Genomic DNA, 20934 nt, shown 5'->3' on the forward strand with positions numbered 1-20934 from the left:
TATAATATTTTCAAGTAGAATTTATTTGTTATTGCTGGTATCTTCAATGTATTAAGTGCCCTTGTAATGGATACTGCGCTAGCAAGTGTTGTAGGGCTTATTTCTGTAGTATATAATCTAGCAATTTTATTACCTTCCATTGGTCTTGCTGCTCGTCGTCTACATGACATTGGTAAAAGTGGTTGGATGCTTTTGATTAGCCTGATTCCATTTGGTATTATCTATGTTATTTATCTACTTGCTCAAAAGGGTGATGAAGGTGATAATCAATACGGATCTCCAATGAGCTATGAAGTTGTCACTGCTGAAGAAGCTGCTCGCACTGGTCTTAAAGAAACTCCAACTGATGACATGGATCGTAAATTCATGTACGTGTGCATTGCAATTATTATTCTTGAATTAATTCTCATGAGTGCAATCTAATAATTGTATCTACAATAAAGCCTACATAAGTAGGCTTTTTCTTTTGCTTAATGGGGAAAAAAGTTTTGTTAAACTTAGAAATAAAGTATTTGACAATTCTCCCTCGTGAGTCCTATAATTATCTATTATATGAATATTGCGTTGAAAAAGACGGCATGTCTCAGACGGATTTAGTAGAGACCAAACTCATGGGCTGAAAGGTTTGGAAATCTAGAGATGTGCGGATCACTTTGGAGCAAGCGGCAACGCCGCCGGTGAACACCGTTATATGTCTAAGTGGCTTTCACAATATGAGAGATGAGTTGCGTCTTATGTGTTACAATCATGTGCTAGCATGGTGTGACAATCGCAGAAATGCGGTGGCGTTAGCTTTCACAAGTAACGAGAGTCAGTAGGGTGGTACCACGGATATGACGTCCGTCCCTTCGGGGGGCGGGCGATTTTTTTTATGTAAAAGGAGCACATCATGGATTACGGTAAGACGTTACATTTGCCTGAAACAGAATTCCCAATGCGCGGCAATTTGCCTAAGCGCGAACCAGAAATCTTAAAATTCTGGGAAGATAACAAGATTTATCAAAAACGTTTGGAATTGCGTAAAGACGCAAAGCCATTCATTTTGCATGATGGCCCTCCATATGCGAACGGTAAATTGCACATTGGTCATGCCCTCAACAAAACGTTGAAGGACATCATCATGAAATACAAGACTATGACCGGTCACTATACGCGTTATATCCCAGGTTGGGATACGCATGGTTTGCCAATCGAGCATGCGGTTATCAAAAACACAGGTCTTAACCGTCATGAAATGGCTCCATTGGACTTGCGCAATAAATGTAAGGAATATGCATTGGAGTGTGTAGAAACACAAAAACAAGACTTCATTCGTTTTGGTGTATTAGGCGAATGGGATCGTCCGTATTTGACATTGCGCCCTGAGTTCGAAGTAAAACAACTTGGTATCTTCGGCGAAATGGCAAAACGCGGCCACATCTATAAAGGCCTTAAAACTGTATACTGGTGTACACACTGCGAAACTGCATTGGCAGAAGCAGAAATCGAATACGCTGAGAAAAAATCCTTCTCCATTTACGTAAAATTCCCTTACGTATCCGAGAAAAAGGTAACATTGCCAGCTGGCGTAGATCCAAAACAAGCATACTCCGTTATCTGGACAACTACTCCTTGGACAATGCCTGCCAACGTAGCAATCTCCGTTAACCCTGAGCTTGAATATGGCTGGGTAAAAGTAGGCGAAGAATACTACTTGATGGCTACTGAACTCGTTGATGCAGCTATGAAAGATATCGGCATCGAAGATTATGAAATCGTAAATCGCTTCTCTGGGGCAGACTTAGAATTGGCTGAATTTAAACATCCATTCGTAGAACGTAAATCTACTGTTTTATGTGGCGACCATGTAACGCTTGAAGCAGGTACTGGTTGCGTACATACAGCTCCTGCACACGGTGAAGATGACTTTAACATCGTTATGCGTTATAACAAGGAAGGCAAAACTGAACTTCCTATCGTATCTCTTGTTAATGAAACTGGTAACTACACAAAACAAGTAGACGACAACCGTTATGGCGATACCGAATTCCCATTGGCTGGTGTAGAAATCCACGATGCAGAGGTGCCTGTAATCAAAATCTTGGCGCACAATAATGCATTGCTTCACAAATCTAGCTTGCGTCACCAATACGCTCACTGCTGGCGTTGTAAAAATCCTGTAATCTACCGTGCTACAGAACAATGGTTCTCCTCTGTAGATGGATATCGTCAACAAGCACTTGATGCAATCGACAATCAAGTGCAATGGATTCCTAAATGGGGCCACGACCGAATTTTCAACATGGTTCGCGACCGCGGTGACTGGGTAATTTCCCGTCAACGTATTTGGGGCGTACCAATTCCTATTTACTATTGTGAAAGCTGTGGCGAGCACATCATCAACGATGATACTATCAAAGCATTACAAGAAAAAGTAGCCCTAGAAGGCTCCGATGCATGGTGGGCTCACAGTGCAAAAGAATTGTTACCAGAGGGTTTCAAATGTCCTCATTGCGGTCATGATGAGTTCAAAAAAGAAACTGACATCATGGACGTATGGTTTGACTCTGGTTCCTCTTGGGCTGGTGTACTTGAAGTTAACGATCTTGAAGTACCATGCGCTATGTACCTTGAAGGTTCCGACCAACATCGCGGCTGGTTCAACTCTTCCTTGTTAACTGCAGTGGCAACAACTGGTAAAGCACCATACAATTCCGTATTGACTCACGGCTTCGTTGTGGACGGCGAAGGTCGCAAGATGTCCAAATCTGTAGGTAATACAGTGGCACCTAGCGACATCATCGACGTATACGGCGCTGATGTTATGCGTTTGTGGGTATCCTCTGCGGATTACCAAGCAGACGTACGTTTGTCCAAAGACATCGTAAAACAATTATCTGAAGTATATCGTAAGATCCGTAATACATTCCGCTTCTTGCTCGGCAACTTGGATGACTTCAATCCAAATACTGATAAAGTGGCTTACGCAGCTATGTCCGAATTCGATAAATGGGCATTGTTGCGCTTAGAAGAAGTGCGTCAAAAGGTTACTGATGCGTACGAAAATTATGAATTCCACATGTTATACCATGCAATTCATAACTTCTGCACCGTAGACTTGAGCTCCATCTATCTTGATGTAATGAAAGATACTATGTATGCTGAAAGCAAAAACAACGTAGCTCGTCGTTCTGCTCAAACAGCGATGTATGAAATCTTGAAAACATTGGTAGCTATGGTATCTCCAGTGCTTTCCTTTACAGCAGAAGAAGTTTGGAAATACATGCCTAAAGAAGAGGGTATGCGCGAATCCGTTATGCTTCAAGATTGGCCACAAGGTCATCCAGAACACTTCAATCAAGAATTGGCTGACAAATGGAACCAATTGTTAGACTTGCGTACATCCGTACAAAAAGCTTTGGAACTTGCGCGTCAAGACAAAACAATTGGTCACCCATTGGATGCATCCGTTACGGTATACGCTGAAGGCGCTGCATTTGATGCATTGAATGCTCTTGGTGAAGAAGGCTTGGCTAAACTCGTTATCGTATCCGAAGCTCACATCGTGAACGGCGCTGCACCGGCAGAGGCTGTAAAAGACGAAGAAACAGGCGTAGCGACAGTTGTTGTTGCATCTAATCTCGAAAAATGTGAACGCTGCTGGATCCACCGCGATACAGTAGGCCAAAATAGCGAACATCCTACACTTTGTGCACGCTGTGCCGATGTTGTAAAAACACTATAATAAAAAAAGACCATCCTCCTGAGCTTTACTTCCAAAAATTGTGTCCAATTTTTGGGGTGCAGTTCACTGGGGATGGTCTTTTTATGTTTGTAAATCCTTTGGCACCGTTAATTGTTTCCAATTATCTAGCTCAGGTATTTCCAAGGTATTTATTGTTTTTTGAATCCAATAGTTTAAGGACACTTCATTTCCTACATATTGTTCGAATAAGTAGGTCTTACCAGGCGTGTCTCGTTGGTTTCCATCGTCATCGATGGTGTGACGGGCCGACTCTTTCAGATAGAGCTGCACTCTAAATGGGGTCGACTGATTGCCTTTAAAAATAAAATAGGATGGGCCCACAAAGTCATGGGTGCGAATATTAATTTGTTCGTATTTTTTCTCTTTCAACCCTTGCAAGGCAGTCTGAATCATAGCGTTCGCATCGTCGTATTCCTCTAACAAGAATGGCTGTTGATCAACATCGAGCACATAGTGCCAGGTCGGCTTTTCTTCATTCTTTTCGATGGACCAGTTCTCTTCGAGGCTAGGCAAGTGACGATTATGGTAAAGCTCTTTTAATAGGCTTAAGGTATTTTCTTTGTTGAATAGGGCCTTATAGACGATTTCCTGTCCTTCTGTTGGATCATAACCGTGCAGTCTTACTTGATAATGATTTCGTAGCATCCGCGTTACATCGAGCTTAAAGATATTGCGCAATACATCTGGAATGGATAGGAAACGATTGTAAAAGCTGAGCTTCATTTCTTCCTGTGACTCTAAGGCGGTTTCAATGGTTTGCCAGTCGTACAAAGTCGTATCCCACAGGAAGTCGTCCATGGTCACAGATAAACGGGCCGCATCTTGAGGCCAGGCGGCAGGTGCAGGGCGCACCGTAGTAGTGGATTCGGCAATGCCTTCTTTGTATTGCCAGTGACCATCAACCTCTTCAAAGGCCGCTAATCGTTCTTCTGCTTCGTCATCGATGGGAATATCTTTTATCTCTGGATCCAAATTGGCTTTGTGAGACAAGATATATTGATGGGATTGCTCGTAATAGGATACGGCTTGATCTAAATCTGGTTTGCCTGTTACATAGCCTTTTTCGTAGGCATAGCCCAAGGCAACACGTGTTAAAGCGCGCGTAATATCGTAGAAAAGAACGCGATTCTCCTCTTCAAAGGCTCGTTGCTCCTCATCTAAGACACGCAGTAACGATTGTACACCGAAGCGAATGTTTTTCGTCACCCCTAAACCGTGGATTCGCATGTAACCGATATAGGGCAAGGCGAACATAAAGCGATCTTTTGTGGCCGCCATATGCGTTAAGTCTGCAATGAGACCCCAGTCGAGAGAAAGGTGGCCTATGTGAAAGATATATCCAAAGGCCGCCTGTAAGGCGGTGTAGCCTGCATCACTAAACTCTTTCGTTGCCGCACGGCGGTAGAGACCTATGGCTTTTACCGGATCATAGGGGATAGTACAACGTAAATTTTTGGCATCATAGAAATGATAGTAATAATCTGCTAATTCTGCGATGCTTTCAGATTGACCTAAGGCGGCACCTTTAGTGAACCACGTGAAAGCATCCTCGAATTTACCGTTTTCATGGCAGTCGAGGCCTGTATATAGCATCATGGCAGGGTTGCCAAGCTCGGCCGCAGTCTTGGCGACGCGGCGCGCATTGGAAAAGTCGGCTTCGTCGATATAGATATTGCGCAAGTTTCCTTGGAACATGGCAAGACCGTTGTCGAGAGCCTTATTAAACCATTCTTTCGCCAGGTTAGATGCATTTTTTTGCAATTTTTCGTCTGGCACGGTGCCTTGTAAGGCGGCGATACGATCCCGTACAGAGTTTGCTGTAAGGCTTCTTTGAATGCGTTTAGTCCAGCTCATGGGCGGAGGTGTTAGCATAGCTTCAGCGGAGTCGATGCGATTATCATCGCGCCAGAAAAAGACATTGCCTATAACATATTGGCAATAGGCATCGCCTCGATTCGCATGGTCATAGACAATGCGGAAAGCATCGTCGAAGGAGATTTGCATATCCTTCTCCACGGTAGGCGTGATGGAGCCTTTGATACGCAAGGCTTGTAATGTACCGATAGGGCTACAACGGCGAATGCTATCGTGTAAGCACTGATAAGTGCGCATATTGTCCTCTGGGAAGTTAGACTCTTCCCAGGTAAAGCGAGGCCCTGCATAGACGCGCGCCAAGAGGGCATACGCATCACCTAGCTCTCGAGCCTCTGAATCATTGGCTATCTTGAGAGCATCCTCTTTAGTGTCTATATCACTTTCAAGACGGCTTGTCTTGTCGTTTCGTAAGGCTCTATCTTTTAGTTGACTAGGATTTTGCTGATTATTGACGATGAGCTCTAATTGACGTAACCCTTCTTGAGCCATGTTTTGATTATAGGATGTAAAAATCATGTGGAAGACCTTTTGCAGGCGTTCCGTAAAGTACTGTGCCATTAGGCCTCCTTTTATACATGTATACAGTAAATACATATTTATTATATAACGAACGCGAGGTACCGTAAAAGAGAAAATACTAGTATATCTGTATGTTCTCCATTGATATCATACTGCTATCGGTTACCTGCTTTTATAGTATACTAGCCTATTTTTACTCTATATCTATGCATAATACAGAATCTTCAGCATGTATTGGATTTAAATGATAAAAAAATCCCCTCTGAAGAAAATCTGTTGTCACAAATTTTATGTGATGTCTGCAATCTTTCAGAGGGGTTATTATGTATCCTAGTTCTTAGCAATACATATTATTTTTTGTTGTAATCGCCGAACCATTTGTCGTAGATTTTTTGGTAAGTGCCGTCTTCTTTAAGTTCTTTAAGAGCTTTGTTAACAGCTTCTTGTAAAGCTTTGTTGCCTTTTTTCACGCCAAGCACTGTGCCCGGAGATTGTGTAGGTTCGCCTACAAGTTTAAGGTCTTGATCAGCACCTTGTTTGAGGTAGTACATAGCAACTGCATTATCGATGATAGCACCGTCGATTGTACCAGCTTTCAATTCCATGAAGATATTAGCATTAGAATCGATTTGTTTTACTGTTGTACCAGGAATTTTTTGAGCCATTTCAACCGGGATTGTACCGATTTGAGCGCCTACAGTTTTACCTGCTAATTCATCCATGTTGTGGATTGTTGTGTTGTCTTTACGAACAACTGTGATGAAACCGCCTTGGTCGAAGTATACATCGGAGAAGTCCAATGCTTTTTCACGTTCAGGTGTAGCGTTGATGCCTGCTGCGATCATGTCGATATCGCCAGATTGAACTGCTGGAATCAAAGCATCGAAGCCCATGGATTTGAATTCCATTTTTAAACCAAGTTTTTTAGCAATTGCTTCGGACAAATCAACGTCGAAACCAACGTATTTGTCGCCTTCAGTGAATTCGAATGGTGGGAATGTAGTTTCAGAACCTACACGCAATACACCTTCTTGTTGTGTCATTTTTGGTTTGTCATTGCCACAACCAGCCAATAAACCCATTGCTGCTATCGCTACGAGGGCGATGGCTGTCAATTTTTTGAACTTAAACATAGTATCCTCCTCAAACATCCATATACATGGTTTATACATTTCTGTTTATATTGTACGGAATTTTACACCAATAGGCAATAACATTGTATAATTAAGAGTAAACGAGTTTTCTATTCTTTATTGTAGAGTATCATAATCCTTTACAATAATGTGGTTATATACATGGAGGCAATATGTCCCTTACAACTACTTTTGCTGATCTTTGTAAAAGCTTCGCACCTGATGCGTTTGCCATTAATTACACATTAGCCAAGAATCCTGAGATTTCCAGTCAGGAGTTTGAGTCCGTCAAAACCATAGGCGCTGTTCTCGAAAAATATGGCATGGACGTAACCTATGAATTCTGTGGTTTGCCGACTGCCTTTAAGGCGTCTGCTGTGAAAGTAGATAACCCTCAAGGTCGTTTGGCGATTTTATGTGAATACGATGCACTGCCAGAGGTAGGCCATGCGTGCGGTCACTCTGCTAGCGGCTCTATGAGTGTGTTAGCGGCGTTGACACTACATAAAATGCAACAAGAGGGCGTAGCTTTCAACATGGACATCGATATTATCGGCACACCAGACGAAGAAGCGATGGGTTGCAAGGTAGACATGTGTAACGCAGGGGTGTTCAAAGAATACGATTTTGCCATTATGGTCCACCTCGACGGCGAGGAAACGCGTCCTAACTCACAATTCTTGGCACTCGACTGTTTCCGCGCTAAGTATCACGGTAAGCCAGCCCATGCGGCAGGAGAACCTTGGAATGGTGTCAATGCGGTAAACGGTGTGCAACTTGCCATCCATGCTATGGATATGATGCGCCAACAGGTGCGTCCTGAAACGCGCATCGGCACGTGGATCATTGCGGGAGGCACCGCATCCAATGTGATTCCTGCCTTCGGTGAATTAGAGGTTACCGTGCGTCATACGGAGCGTGAGTATTTGAATGGTTTATCTGAGCAAATCAAAAAAATCTTTGAAGGGGCTGCCCTTTGTACAGGCACAACTGTGGATGTAGAGTTTTATGGAAATCCTTATGATGATATGAATCAAAACAATCGTGGCACAGCGCTTATCGAAGAGGTAATGGCCAATATGGGCCTCGATTTTGAGCCCGGTCCAGCAGCCCTTGGAGGTAGCTCAGATATTGGCAATGTAAGCTATCAATGTGCGGCATTCCATCCTAAATTGCGCCTCGCTGGCGAGCCGAAGGTGTGCCATTCTAAAGAATTTGCAGCTGCTATGTTAGAGCCTACTATTGAACAAACCATTATCGACGGTGCAAACATCATTGGTGGCACAGTATTGCGATTGGTAGAACACCCAGAAATTTTAGAAGAAATCGTAGCCGAATTTAATAATTCTAAATAGAAGGAATAAAAGGAATAGAAAGAATAAAGGGAATAGAAGGAACAGAAGGAGGATGTATGGCCACGACTGAAACATTAGAAATAAAAAATTATATAGGCCTCACAGGGGATAAGCCCATTCGATTTATCGCATCCGATGTAGATGGTACCTTGGTCAATGATGCAAAGGCGATTCCTGAGGATGCTATTGAGGCGATTCGTGCTGCTCGTGAAAGTGGCATTCGCGTAGCCATTGCTTCTGGCCGTGCTTGGAATGAGATGAATGATGTCATTGAAAAACTGCCGTGCTTGCGCTATTTCATGTGCACCAATGGCGCTTACGTGATGGATAAGGATGAAAACCGCAGTCTATTCCACGTAAGTTTTGATAAAGAACAAGCATTACATTTATTGCGCAAACTATTAACCTATGGCGTCTATGTAGAGGCCTATGTGAAAGACCAAATCTTTGGCATGTATCCTCCGTCTAGATGTATTACACCTGAACGCTTAGGAGTATGCGCTAGCGAGCGTGCTGAGGAAGATAAAAAGACTGTACATGGCATAATGGATAATCATCTGCCTAATACTAAAAATCAGATTTTTGGTATAGGGGACACTCGTCTGCCAGGTGCAACGTACGATCACTATGCGTTGGCAGAAGGTAATGAAGCCGCAAAGGTAAAGATGTCTGAATGTGAAATAGAGCAATCTAATTTTTTCTTTAGACCTAATATTCGTCCATTTATCTTGGCTACGCGGACTATGGTATGTGATTTGTTAGCTCATATGGAATCCTTAGACGAAGGGCCTGAGAAGATTCAAATCTTCTATGGTGATGAACCAATGCGTCAACGTATCTTGCAAGACTTACGCGATGAATACCAAGGTCTATCCCACGACGGTACAGGCCGTGAACGCTTCTATGATGTGCTGCTCTCTAGTGAAGGTAATTTAGAATTTGTCTTGCCTCATACTACAAAGGGCACAGCCGTAGAAGCCTTGGCAAAACATTGGGGCTTAAGTCCTGACGAGGTAATGACACTGGGGGATAGCGAAAACGATTTATCTATGCTACGCTTTGCGGGCGCTAGTGTAGCGATGGGCAATAGCAAGCCGAACATTAAAGAAGCGGCACATTACGAAACGACAGACAATAACCACCAAGGCGTGGCAAAGGCAATCTATTCCGCTATTGCGTATAATAGTGAATTAAATAAGAAAAAATAATTATAATAACTGTTGTTGAATTAAATTTATAATAGCTGTTTTTGTATTAAAATATTTTGAATATATTCTTGAGCTAGCGTGATGTTTGTGATCTTATATATTTAAAATATGAATTCTACTATTTAAAAGTAGATAATGTTAAGTTTGGCACAGATAAAGAATGCATAGGAGGTGATGTATAATGGGAAATCTAAAGTTTAATATTGACGATACTTGCGTTAAATGCGGTGCTTGTGCTGAGGATTGTCCTGTTCAATGCATCACCGAAGGTAAGACTCGATTTATCATTGGGAAAGGCTGTATCAGTTGTGGTGATTGCTATTCCATCTGTCCTGTGGGGGCTGTAAAAATGTATAAGCGAGAGGCCCCTAAAAAGTAATAGCTAGATATCTTTCAACATTGTCAGTAAATTGACTTACATACGGAGGGCTCCAAAAGGGTGATAACTAGAAATCCGAACATTGGATTCTTATTTATAATTTACATACGGAATATATGGAGTCGTTATACTTCCTATGGTATAATAAAATGTAATGAAAAATTAGCGTTTAGTTCGGAAAAACGCGCCCCCAGTACAGAAATGTATGGGCATAACAAATCGTGAATATACTTTCACAAATAGATGCATATGGAGGAAGGCATGGAAAACAAGGAATTTGTAATTGTTGTTGACTTTGGTGGTCAATATAATCAATTGATCGCGCGCCGTGTTCGTGAAAATCACGTATACTGCGAAGTATATCCATACAACAAAGCGCTGGAAAAAATTAAGGAATTGAAACCGCAAGGTATCATCTTTACAGGCGGTCCTAATAGCGTGTATGAAGAAAACTCTCCGAAAATTGAGAAAGAGATTTTTGAACTTGGTATTCCTATTCTTGGCATGTGCTATGGTATGCAATTTATGGCGCATACATTGGGTGGCGAAGTTAAGTCTGCGGATAACCGTGAATTCGGTAAAACACCTACTAAAGTGGACACTACATCTCCATTGTTCAAAGGCTTGGAAGAAGACCAAGTTGTTTGGATGTCCCATGTTGACTATGTAGCAAAGGTTCCTGAAGGCTTTGAAATCGTAGCACATACTAAGGATTGCCCTGTTGCATCCATGCAAAATACAGAACGTAAACTATATGCTATGCAATACCATGCAGAAGTGTTGCACACTGAACATGGTAAAGAAATGCTTCACAACTTCTTGTACGAAGTATGTGGCTTCACAGGCACATGGACAATGGCAAACTATGCAAAATCTGCCATTGAAGACATCCGCAAAACCGTTGGTGACGGAAAAGTATTGTTGGCATTGTCTGGCGGTGTAGATAGCTCCGTTGCAGCAGCTCTTATTTCTAAAGCTGTAGGCGACCAATTGACTTGTATCTTTGTTGACCATGGTTTAATGCGTAAAAACGAAGGTGACGAAGTAGAAGCAGCTTTCAAAGATTCCGGCATGCATTTCATCCGTGTAGATGCTGAAAAACGTTTCTTAGATAAATTGGCTGGACTTGAAGATCCAGAAGCAAAACGTAAAGCTATCGGTGAAGAATTTATCCGCGTATTCGAAGACGAAGGCCGTAAAATTGGTTCTGTTGACTTCTTGGCACAAGGTACAATCTACCCTGACGTTATCGAGTCCGGTACTGGTGAAGCAGAAGTTATTAAATCTCACCACAACGTTGGCGGCTTGCCTGCAGTGGTAGACTTCAAAGGCCTTATCGAACCATTGCGCAACCTCTTCAAAGACGAAGTGCGTGAACTTGGTTCTGAATTAGGTTTAGCTGATTACCTTGTATGGCGTCAACCATTCCCAGGTCCTGGTCTTGCTATCCGTGTCATGGGCGAAATTACGAAAGATAAACTCGATATCTTACGTGATGCGGACTACATTTTCCGTGACGAAATTGCAAAAGCTGGCCTTGATCGTAGCATTAACCAATACTTTGCAGTATTAACATCTACACGTACCGTAGGCGTTATGGGTGACTTCCGTACATACGATTACACATTGGCATTGCGTGGCGTAACGACAACAGACTTTATGACTGCTGACTGGGCACGCATCCCTTACGACGTATTGGACACAATCTCCCGTCGTATCGTAAACGAAGTACAACACATTAACCGTATCGTGTACGATATTACATCTAAACCACCTGCTACAATTGAGTGGGAATAATATGGTTTGCTTAATATAGCTAACATATAAAAATATATAATACAATTTAGTCATCCAAAGAGATTATCTTTGGATGACTTTTTTATATCATTTTTTACTGGTTAATAGATATTTAGTCTTAGAGATTACAGTAATAAAAGTGTCATATGTCATTACACTATGAAAAATAAATGAATTAAAGATATATTCTGATTATCTGAGATGTTATAATAAAAAATATTAGTATTTATAGTATATTTACTAGATTATACGGATTTCATAAAAACAATCTTGATTTGCAAGTTTTAATGAGGATGGTATATAAGTTATGGCAGCAAAAAACAATACAGATATTGGGTTTGAAAAACAAATATGGGATGCGGCTTGTGTTCTTTGGGGGCATATTCCTGCTGCAGAATATCGAAAAGTAATTGTAGGGTTAATATTTCTTCGTTACATATCGAGTGCTTTTGAGAGACGCTATGAAGAGCTTATAAAAGAAGGAGACGGCTTTGAAAATGATAGAGATGCATATGCAGAAGAAAATATTTTCTTTGTTCCAGAAGAAGCTCGGTGGAGCACAATTGCATCTGCTGCACATACACCTGAAATTGGACTTGTTATTGATAATGCGATGAGAGCTATTGAAAAAGAGAATACAACACTTAAAAATGTGTTACCTAAGAATTATGCTAGTCCTGATTTAGATAAAAGAGTTCTCGGAGAAGTTGTTGACCTTTTTACTAATGAAGTCAAAATGGACGGTACCGAAGCGAGCAAGGATTTATTAGGAAGAACATATGAATATTGTATTGCTCAGTTTGCCTCTTATGAAGGTACTAAGGGTGGCGAGTTTTATACACCGTCAAGTATCGTTAAAACTATTGTCTCTATTTTAAAACCATTTAATAATTGTCGTGTATATGATCCTTGTTGTGGTAGTGGTGGCATGTTTGTGCAAAGTGAGAAATTTGTACAAGCTCATAGTGGTAACCGAGGAACTATCTCTGTTTATGGTCAAGAATCTAATGCTGACACTTGGAAGATGGCAAAAATGAATATGGCAATTCGTGGTATCGATGCAAACTTTGGTCCATATCAGGCAGATACATTCTTTAATGACTTACATAAAACATTAAAAGCCGATTTTATTATGGCAAATCCGCCGTTTAATCTCTCTAATTGGGGACAGGAAAAGCTAAAGGATGATGTCCGCTGGAAATATGGTTTACCGCCTGCAGGTAATGCAAACTATGCATGGATTCAACATATGATTCATCATCTTGGTCCAAATGGGAAAATAGGTCTTGTTTTAGCGAATGGTGCACTATCATCACAATCTTCAGGGGAAGGAGAAATAAGAAGAAGAATAATAGAAGACGATCTTATTGAAGGCATAGTAGCTTTACCTACACAGTTATTTTATAGTGTAACAATCCCTGTAACTTTGTGGTTTATTACTAAGTGCAAAAAGCAAAAAGGAAAGACACTATTTATTGATGCCAGAAAAATGGGATATATGGTTGATCGTAAACATAGAGATTTTACAGAAGGGATACAGGAAGATGGAAGCCTTGGAGATATTGATTTATTAGTAAAAACCTTTGAAGAGTTTCAAAGTGGAATGCTAGTAGAGAAAAAAGGCTTTTCCGCTATTGCTACAATAGAAGATATTGCAAAACAAGATTATTTATTAACTCCGGGGCGGTATGTAGGCATTGAAGAACAAGAAGGTGATGGAGAACCATTTGAAGAAAAAATGACAAGATTGACTTCGGAGCTTTCAGACATGTTTGAAAAGTCCCACAAATTAGAAGACGAAATCAGAAGGAAGTTGGGGGCGATAGGATATGAGATTTGAAGAAAGTACGCTATATAATATTTATTCAAAATTGAACGGTAAAAGATATCCACTATATGATTTAGCCTTATGGAAAAATGGACTTGCATTCAAAAAAATCCATTTCTCGGATACTGGTGTTCCTGTAATAAAAATTGCTGAGCTGAATAATGGTATAAGTGGAAACACATCGTATACCAAGCAGATATTTTCAGACGATGTTCATTTAAAAAAAGAAGATTTACTCTTTTCTTGGTCTGGAAATCCGCAAACATCTATAGATATTTTTAAGTTTCAATTACAGGAAGGTTGGTTGAATCAGCATATTTTTAAAGTAACTCCCAATGAGGAAATAGTTGATAGGGATTATTTCTATTTCTTGATGAAATATCTTAAGCCTTGGTTTACTCAAATTGCAAGTAATAAGCAAACTACTGGATTAGGTCATGTCACGATAGCTGATATAAAAAGAATGAGTGTATTAGTACCATCGTTGACAATGCAAAAAAAAATTGTGGATGTGTTAAAGCCTATTGACGATAAAATTCAAATCAATACTTCGATAAACAATAATTTAGAGCAGCAAGCAGAAGCTCTTTTTCATTCATTATTTGTTGAGGATGTCAATCCAATATGGAAAGAGGGTGTGCTTTCTGACCTTGGAACTGTTGTTGCCGGTGGAACCCCATCCAAAACAAAGCCTGAATATTACTCCAGAAAAGGCATAGCATGGATTACTCCAAAGGATTTATCTCTTAACAAGTCAAAATTTATTTCTCACGGTGAAATTGATATTTCAGAATTAGGATTTTCCAAGAGTAGTGCAATCAAAATGCCAACTGGAACAGTTCTGTTTAGTTCCAGAGCACCTATTGGGTACATTGCCATTGCTGCCAACGAAGTAACAACTAATCAGGGATTCAAATCGGTAGTTCCAAATGAAAATGTTGGTACAGCTTTTATGTATTATCTTCTGAGATTTTTATTGCCGACCATCGAGGGAATGGCTTCGGGTTCAACCTTTAAGGAAATATCAGGTGCAGGGATGAAATCTGTCCCTGTTGTAATTCCCGATAACGAGACTATCGATAAATTCAATGCCTTTTGTACTCCAATCTTCCAGCAGCAGGAAGTGCTTGAAGCAGAAAACTCACGACTTGTTGATATTAGAGATGCATTATTACCTAAGTTGATGGCTGGCGATCTGGATGTTTCAGGCATAGAACTTTAAGCCACTAAATTATTGTTTAGTTTTTTAGTATCATAAGAATTACTTTTAGTGAAAATCATTTTTGTAATTATAATAATATAAAAATGCTGATAGCATTTTAGAGGCAAATAATAACTAATAACAAGGAATAAGTGGAGAGTAAAATAATGCTAAATTTTTTTCGAGAGGAAGATTATGAAAAATCATTAATTGAATTATTTCAAAATGATTTAAAGTATGAATATGTGTATGGCCCAGATATAGAAAGAGATTTTTATAGTCCCTTTTATGAAGATGTTTTAATTGATTCTTTATTTCGTATAAATCATGGTGCAACTAATGATGCGATTCAGGATGCATTATTTAAACTTAAAAACTTTGAAAATGGGGAGCTTGTACAGAAGAATGCCATCTTTATGGACTACTTACAGAATGGTATTCCTGTAAGGTATTTTGTTGATGGAGAAGAACGTTCTTCAATTGTTTATCTTGTAGATTATAAGAACCCTGAAAATAATTCATTTGTTGTAGCTAACCAATGGACTTTCATTGAGAACAGTAATAAACGCCCTGATCTCATTCTATTTCTAAATGGTCTACCAATAGTATTAATGGAACTTAAGTCTCCTTCTCGTGAAGAAACAGATGCTTCTGAGGCATATAGACAGCTTCGCAACTATATGCAAGAGATTCCATCAATGTTCATTTATAATGCTATTTGTGTTATGAGTGATCAGTTGATTTCTAAAGCGGGAACAATTACTTCAGGTGAAGACCGTTTTATGGAATGGAAAACAAAAGACGGTAATTATGAGAATACCCAATATGCACAGTTTGATACATTCTTTGAGGGAATATTCCAAAAAGAACGATTACTTGATATTATTAAGAACTTTATTTGTTTCTCAAATGAAGGAATAAATAGCTATAAAATTCTTGCTGGATATCATCAGTATTTTGCAGTGAAAAAGGCTATTGAATCGACTAAGCACGCTACTGTTACTGATGGTAAGGGTGGAGTTTTTTGGCATACTCAAGGTAGTGGTAAGTCTCTTTCAATGGTATTCTATGCCCATTTGTTGCAGGAGGCTCTAGATAGCCCTACTATTGTTGTTCTTACTGATAGAAATGACCTTGATGATCAACTCTATAGTCAGTTTGTAAAGTGTAAAGACTTTTTACGACAAGAGCCGTTACAAGCAGAAAGTAGAGAAAATCTTAAAACCTTACTTGCTGGGAGACAGGCAAATGGTATTATTTTCACTACGATGCAAAAGTTTGAGGAATCGGATGAACCTTTATCTGAACGTCATAATATTATAGTTATGGCAGATGAAGCACATAGAGGGCAATATGGGCTTGCTGAAAAAATTAAGATTACAAAGAATGAATCTGGTGAGGAAGTAGCAAAACGCGTTATTGGTACAGCCAGACTTATTCGTAATACATTGCCTAATGCTACATATATTGGTTTTACAGGAACACCTATTTCTTCAAAAGACCGTAGTACGCGGGAGGTCTTTGGCGATTATATCGATATCTATGATATGACGCAGTCTGTTGAAGATGGTGCAACACGACCTGTTTACTATGAAAGTCGTGTTATCAGATTGAATCTTGATCAAGCCACATTGAGGTTGATTGATGCTGAATATGATTTGATGTCTTTGAATGCAGATAGTGAAGTTATAGAGAAAAGCAAACATGAGCTAGGGCAGATGGAAGCCATTCTTGGTAATGATAATACTCTAGATTCTCTTGTGCATGATATTCTTGATCACTATGAAAATAATAGGGCGTATTTACTTACCGGTAAGGCAATGATTGTTGCCTATTCTCGCTCTATTGCCATGAAAATCTATAAACGTATTCTAGAGCTTCGACCAAATTGGGAAGAAAAAGTTGCTGTAGTCATGACTTCTGGTAATAATGATCCAGAAGAGTGGCGACAAATTATTGGCAATAAGCATTATAAAAACGAACTTGCTAAGAAATTTAAGGATAATAATAGCCCTTTAAAAATTGCTATAGTAGTTGATATGTGGCTAACGGGTTTTGATGTTCCTTCTCTTGCTACCATGTATATTTACAAGCCTATGACTGGACATAATCTAATGCAAGCTATTGCTCGTGTTAATCGTGTATTCCGTGATAAAGAAGGCGGGCTTATTGTTGATTATGTGGGTATTGCTACTGCTTTGAAGCAGGCGATGAACGATTATACATCTCGTGATAAAAAGAATTATGGTGACACCGATGTTTCTATGGTCGCATATCCTAAATTCTTAGAAAAATTGTCTATATGCCGTGATATATTCCATGGATATGATTATTCTAAATTTAAAAGTGGTACGGATCTTGAAAGAGCTAAAACTATTAGTGGTGCAGTGAATTTCATTATGGATAAAGAGCGGGCAGAGGATAAGGAGGTATTTGTAAAAGAATCCCTTATGCTTCATCAAGCCCTCTCTCTTTGTTCGTCGTTAGTTAATGAAGACGATAGATTTGAAGCAGCATTCTTTGAAGCTGTTCGTGTACTTGTTTTGAGACTTACTAATACTGGCGTTGGTAAAAAGATTTCATTACCAGAGATGAACGCAAGAATAAACGAACTTTTAAAACATAGTATTAAGAGTGATGGTGTAATTAATTTATTCTCTGACATTAAAGAAGAGTTCTCTTTATTTGATCCTAAATTCTTGCAAGATGTTGCTAATATGAAGGAAAAGAATCTTGCAATTGAATTGTTGAAAAGATTAATTTCCAACCAAGTTTCTGTTTATCGTAGAACGAATGTAGTAAAGTCTGAGAAATTTAGTGAAATTATGCAACGCTCTCTCAATGCGTATTTAAATGGGATGCTAACTAATGAAGAAGTTATTGCTGAGATGTTAAAATTGGCAAAACAAATTGCAGCTGATAAACAAGAAGGGGAAAAACTTGGATTAACAGCAGATGAGTTGGCTTTTTATGATGCATTAGTTAAACCACAGGCTATTAAAGACTTTTATGAAAATGAAGAACTGATTTCTATAACGAAAGAATTGGCGGATACACTTCGTAAAAATAGGACAATAGACTGGCAAAAACGTGAATCAGCAAGAGCCAAAATGCGTATGATCATAAAAAAACTTTTGAAAAAGCATAAATACCCTCCAGAAGGAATGGATGATGCAGTTCAGACTGTAATAACACAATGTGAGTTATGGACGGATAATTATGATATGGAAAAAGAACACAAAGTTTATTCCTATCCGATGCCAACAGAGAAACCGTTATCCCTGGTTGCTGATAATATAGGGAAGTAAGATAGGTATGAAATTTTTAAGCCAACAAAGTGCTAACTTTGTTGGCTTTTTGTAAGTAGATTGTAGTAAACAGTTAAATGTGACAGAAGGGAAGATTAGAAGCAATTATTAGAATAAATGATAGAGGAGAATAGCATTTATTTGTAGAAAAGATTAATAGGAAGGTTATATAATTTAGTGAGTAATTCTAAGAGGCGGAATTTTTACGTGATATATAAATAGTTATTTAGAGATGTTATTTTGTATTCTTATATTGTCATTTACATAGGATAGTTTGTTCTAATACATCAGTCTGGGGAGAATAAAATGGAAAAAATTATTTTTGAGGAAATTAAAAATAAGGATATTTTTGGAGAAGATTATCAAAATTTTGTTAAAAATAATGAAATAGATTTTTCTAAAGACCAAATTGCGGTACTTTATGGTCCTAATGGAACTGGTAAGACAAGTTTGGTGAAGGTCTTATCATCTGAGGCTGGAACAAATGTGAAGTATACTTATGGAGATAAATCATATACAGATGGATCGCAATTCTTTGTGATTAATGATCAAAATAACAGAAATATCATACAAGGGGAAACAAAAGATTTTTTGCTGGGCGATAATATAAGAAAAGAATTTGAACTACAGAAGTATATAGATGATGAATATAATAGATTGTGCGTTGCTAGTATTTCTATTTTAAAAAATAATTACAATATATCTTCGGGGCGTAGTAAATCTATAGAGTGCTTTTCTGCTTTGGCAAGTATTCAAGATATAATCAAAGATTTTATGAATAACAAATCTAAAGGTTCTAAAACTGGTGTTGAGAAGTATATATCGGAATTAGATAAGTATACTGAAATTACTATTCCTGATTTTGAACAGGAAAAGTTAGATTATGTTATTTCTGATTTATCAGAAAATAATTCCCTTATTGTTGAAATTGAATCGATAGATGCTTGTAAATTGGCTAACAATTCTCATATTAAGGAGGTTGAGGAAAATACAGAAGCAATAAGGATACTTTCGCGTTTTAATTATAAACAACAGTGTATAGTTTGCGATTCAGAAGGAATTGATTCTAATAATTTGTTAGATAAAAAAACTAAAAATATAGAAGATATAAAAAAGACATTAGATGCAAAAACTAAAAAAATTGTTGAACAAATAATTCATGATATAAGAGAAGAAGATCCATTTAGAATAAAAGATATTATGCTAGAGGCGATTGAAACAGGAGATTTAAATGAGGTTTTAAACCTTAAAGCATCTATAGAAGAGTATAAAAATATATTTGCAAATAAAGTAATAAAGGAATTAGTGGAGATTTATAAAAGTTCTGACATAAAAATAAAAAATGAAGAATATCAAACTATGATAAGTCAGAAGCCAGATATTACGGAAGAAGATTTTTTATACATTGAGCAGATTATTAGTAGTAATATGAGTAAGGCACTACAGATAATTAGAGATGATAAGAGAAACATCAAAATTGTATTGGAAAATGAAGATTTTATTGGGGTTAAACGAGAGGACCTTCCATTAAGTTCCGGCGAACAAAATTTTCTTTCACTAACATTTGAATTTTTAAAAGCTAAAAACTCTAATAAATCAATTGTAATATTAGATGATCCTATTTCTAGCTTTGATTCTATTTATAAAAATAAAATAGCTTATGCAATAGTTAAAATGCTACATAATAAAAAGAGAATCATTTTAACTCATAATATAGACTTACTAAGGCTTCTAGATGGGCAATTTAAAAAATGCTTTAGATTATATTTATTTAATAATACACAAGGAGAAGAAAATGGGTTCATATCATTGCGTTCTGATGAGCGTGATATGCTTATTAACCTTGATGAGTTGTTAAATACATTTAGAGAAAAAATTTTTGATTATATACGAAACACAGAATTATTTTTAATTTCGTTAATTCCTTTTATGCGTGGATACTCAACTGTTATTAATAATCTGACTGTCAAAGAGAGACTAACTCAATTGATGCATGGATATAAAACAGATACAGTTGATATAGCAAAGTGTTATATTGACTTATTTGGAAATAAGGATGATATACTTCCAAATAGTTATCTAGTGAATGTTAATGATATTTTGGCGAAAAGCTTTGATGGACAGGAAATTGTTAATAAGGAGAAATATCCTCTATTAAATCGGACATTAATACATTCTTTTACTTACTTATTTTTAAGATTATTGATAGAGAAAAAATTGGTATCAAAATATAATATAGATACTGAAAGCAGGGGAGGAGCTAAACAACTTGGACAAATAATCTCAAAAGCTTTTCCTGAAAATAGTTCAAATAAAGATGATATAAAAAATAGGGTTTTTCTTACAACGAAGAAAACCCTGCTGAATGAATTTAATCATTTTGAAGGCAATATGAGTATCTTCCAACCAGCAATTGATATTACTGATTATATGTTGGAAAAAGAAAAATCAGATATTTTGACATTTATAAATGATTTATAGAGTGTGATTAAGGATAAGAGTTATAAAAATATAAGTATAAATTACCGGATTCGTTTGTCAGAGGGTATGAATTACGAGTTATTTTATACAAATAAAACCTGTCTC

12 protein-coding genes are annotated in these 20934 nt (G+C 38.2%); 10 read left to right on the forward strand and 2 right to left on the reverse strand.

Annotated features, from left to right (window positions below; translation table 11 throughout):
* The first annotated feature begins 39 nt into the window (after window positions 1-39).
* Window positions 40-423 (forward strand): DUF805 domain-containing protein, encoded by a 384-nt coding sequence (locus HMPREF0873_RS07270; RefSeq protein ID WP_255324101.1) that lies wholly within the window; start codon window positions 40-42, stop codon window positions 421-423.
* 466 nt (window positions 424-889) lie between these two features.
* Window positions 890-3724 (forward strand): isoleucine--tRNA ligase, encoded by a 2835-nt coding sequence (ileS, locus tag HMPREF0873_RS07275; RefSeq protein WP_008603150.1) that lies wholly within the window; start codon window positions 890-892, stop codon window positions 3722-3724.
* 81 nt (window positions 3725-3805) lie between these two features.
* Here the strand turns inward: ileS and HMPREF0873_RS07280 are convergent, their stop codons facing one another.
* Together HMPREF0873_RS07280 and HMPREF0873_RS07285 are read right to left on the reverse strand one after the other, a co-directional pair.
* Window positions 3806-6178, reverse strand: coding sequence for a tetratricopeptide repeat protein (locus HMPREF0873_RS07280; RefSeq protein WP_038125752.1), 2373 nt, complete (start codon window positions 6176-6178; stop codon window positions 3806-3808).
* 311 nt (window positions 6179-6489) lie between these two features.
* A complete protein-coding gene (locus HMPREF0873_RS07285) occupies window positions 6490-7272 on the reverse strand; it encodes a basic amino acid ABC transporter substrate-binding protein (protein WP_008603148.1) in 783 nt (260 codons plus the stop codon).
* Between the two features lie 173 nt (window positions 7273-7445).
* Between HMPREF0873_RS07285 and HMPREF0873_RS07290 the strand changes: the two genes are divergently transcribed.
* From HMPREF0873_RS07290 to HMPREF0873_RS09965, 8 genes are all read left to right on the forward strand, one after another.
* A complete protein-coding gene (locus HMPREF0873_RS07290; RefSeq protein ID WP_008603147.1) occupies window positions 7446-8627 on the forward strand; it encodes an amidohydrolase in 1182 nt (393 codons plus the stop codon).
* 56 nt (window positions 8628-8683) lie between these two features.
* On the forward strand, window positions 8684-9835 hold the full coding sequence (locus HMPREF0873_RS07295; protein WP_008715200.1) for an HAD hydrolase family protein: 1152 nt from the start codon (window positions 8684-8686) through the stop codon (window positions 9833-9835).
* Between the two features lie 181 nt (window positions 9836-10016).
* Window positions 10017-10214, forward strand: coding sequence for a 4Fe-4S binding protein (locus HMPREF0873_RS07300; protein ID WP_008715202.1), 198 nt, complete (start codon window positions 10017-10019; stop codon window positions 10212-10214).
* 261 nt (window positions 10215-10475) lie between these two features.
* Window positions 10476-12011, forward strand: coding sequence for a glutamine-hydrolyzing GMP synthase (gene guaA / locus HMPREF0873_RS07305; protein ID WP_008715203.1), 1536 nt, complete (start codon window positions 10476-10478; stop codon window positions 12009-12011).
* Between the two features lie 307 nt (window positions 12012-12318).
* Window positions 12319-13851, forward strand: coding sequence for a class I SAM-dependent DNA methyltransferase (locus tag HMPREF0873_RS07310; RefSeq protein WP_008715205.1), 1533 nt, complete (start codon window positions 12319-12321; stop codon window positions 13849-13851).
* Window positions 13841-15061, forward strand: a complete 1221-nt coding sequence (locus HMPREF0873_RS09810; protein ID WP_008715207.1) for a restriction endonuclease subunit S — start codon at window positions 13841-13843, stop codon at window positions 15059-15061. The genes HMPREF0873_RS07310 and HMPREF0873_RS09810 overlap by 11 nt, the downstream gene beginning before the upstream one ends.
* Window positions 15062-15207: 146 nt before the next feature.
* On the forward strand, window positions 15208-18348 hold the full coding sequence (locus tag HMPREF0873_RS07320; protein ID WP_008715209.1) for a type I restriction endonuclease subunit R: 3141 nt from the start codon (window positions 15208-15210) through the stop codon (window positions 18346-18348).
* A 306-nt stretch (window positions 18349-18654) separates the two neighbouring features.
* A complete protein-coding gene (locus tag HMPREF0873_RS09965) occupies window positions 18655-20829 on the forward strand; it encodes an AAA family ATPase (protein ID WP_038125753.1) in 2175 nt (724 codons plus the stop codon).
* Window positions 20830-20934: the final 105 nt, after the last annotated feature.

It is taken from the genome of Veillonella sp. 3_1_44 (assembly GCF_000163715.1).
Lineage (GTDB): Bacteria > Bacillota > Negativicutes > Veillonellales > Veillonellaceae > Veillonella > Veillonella parvula_A.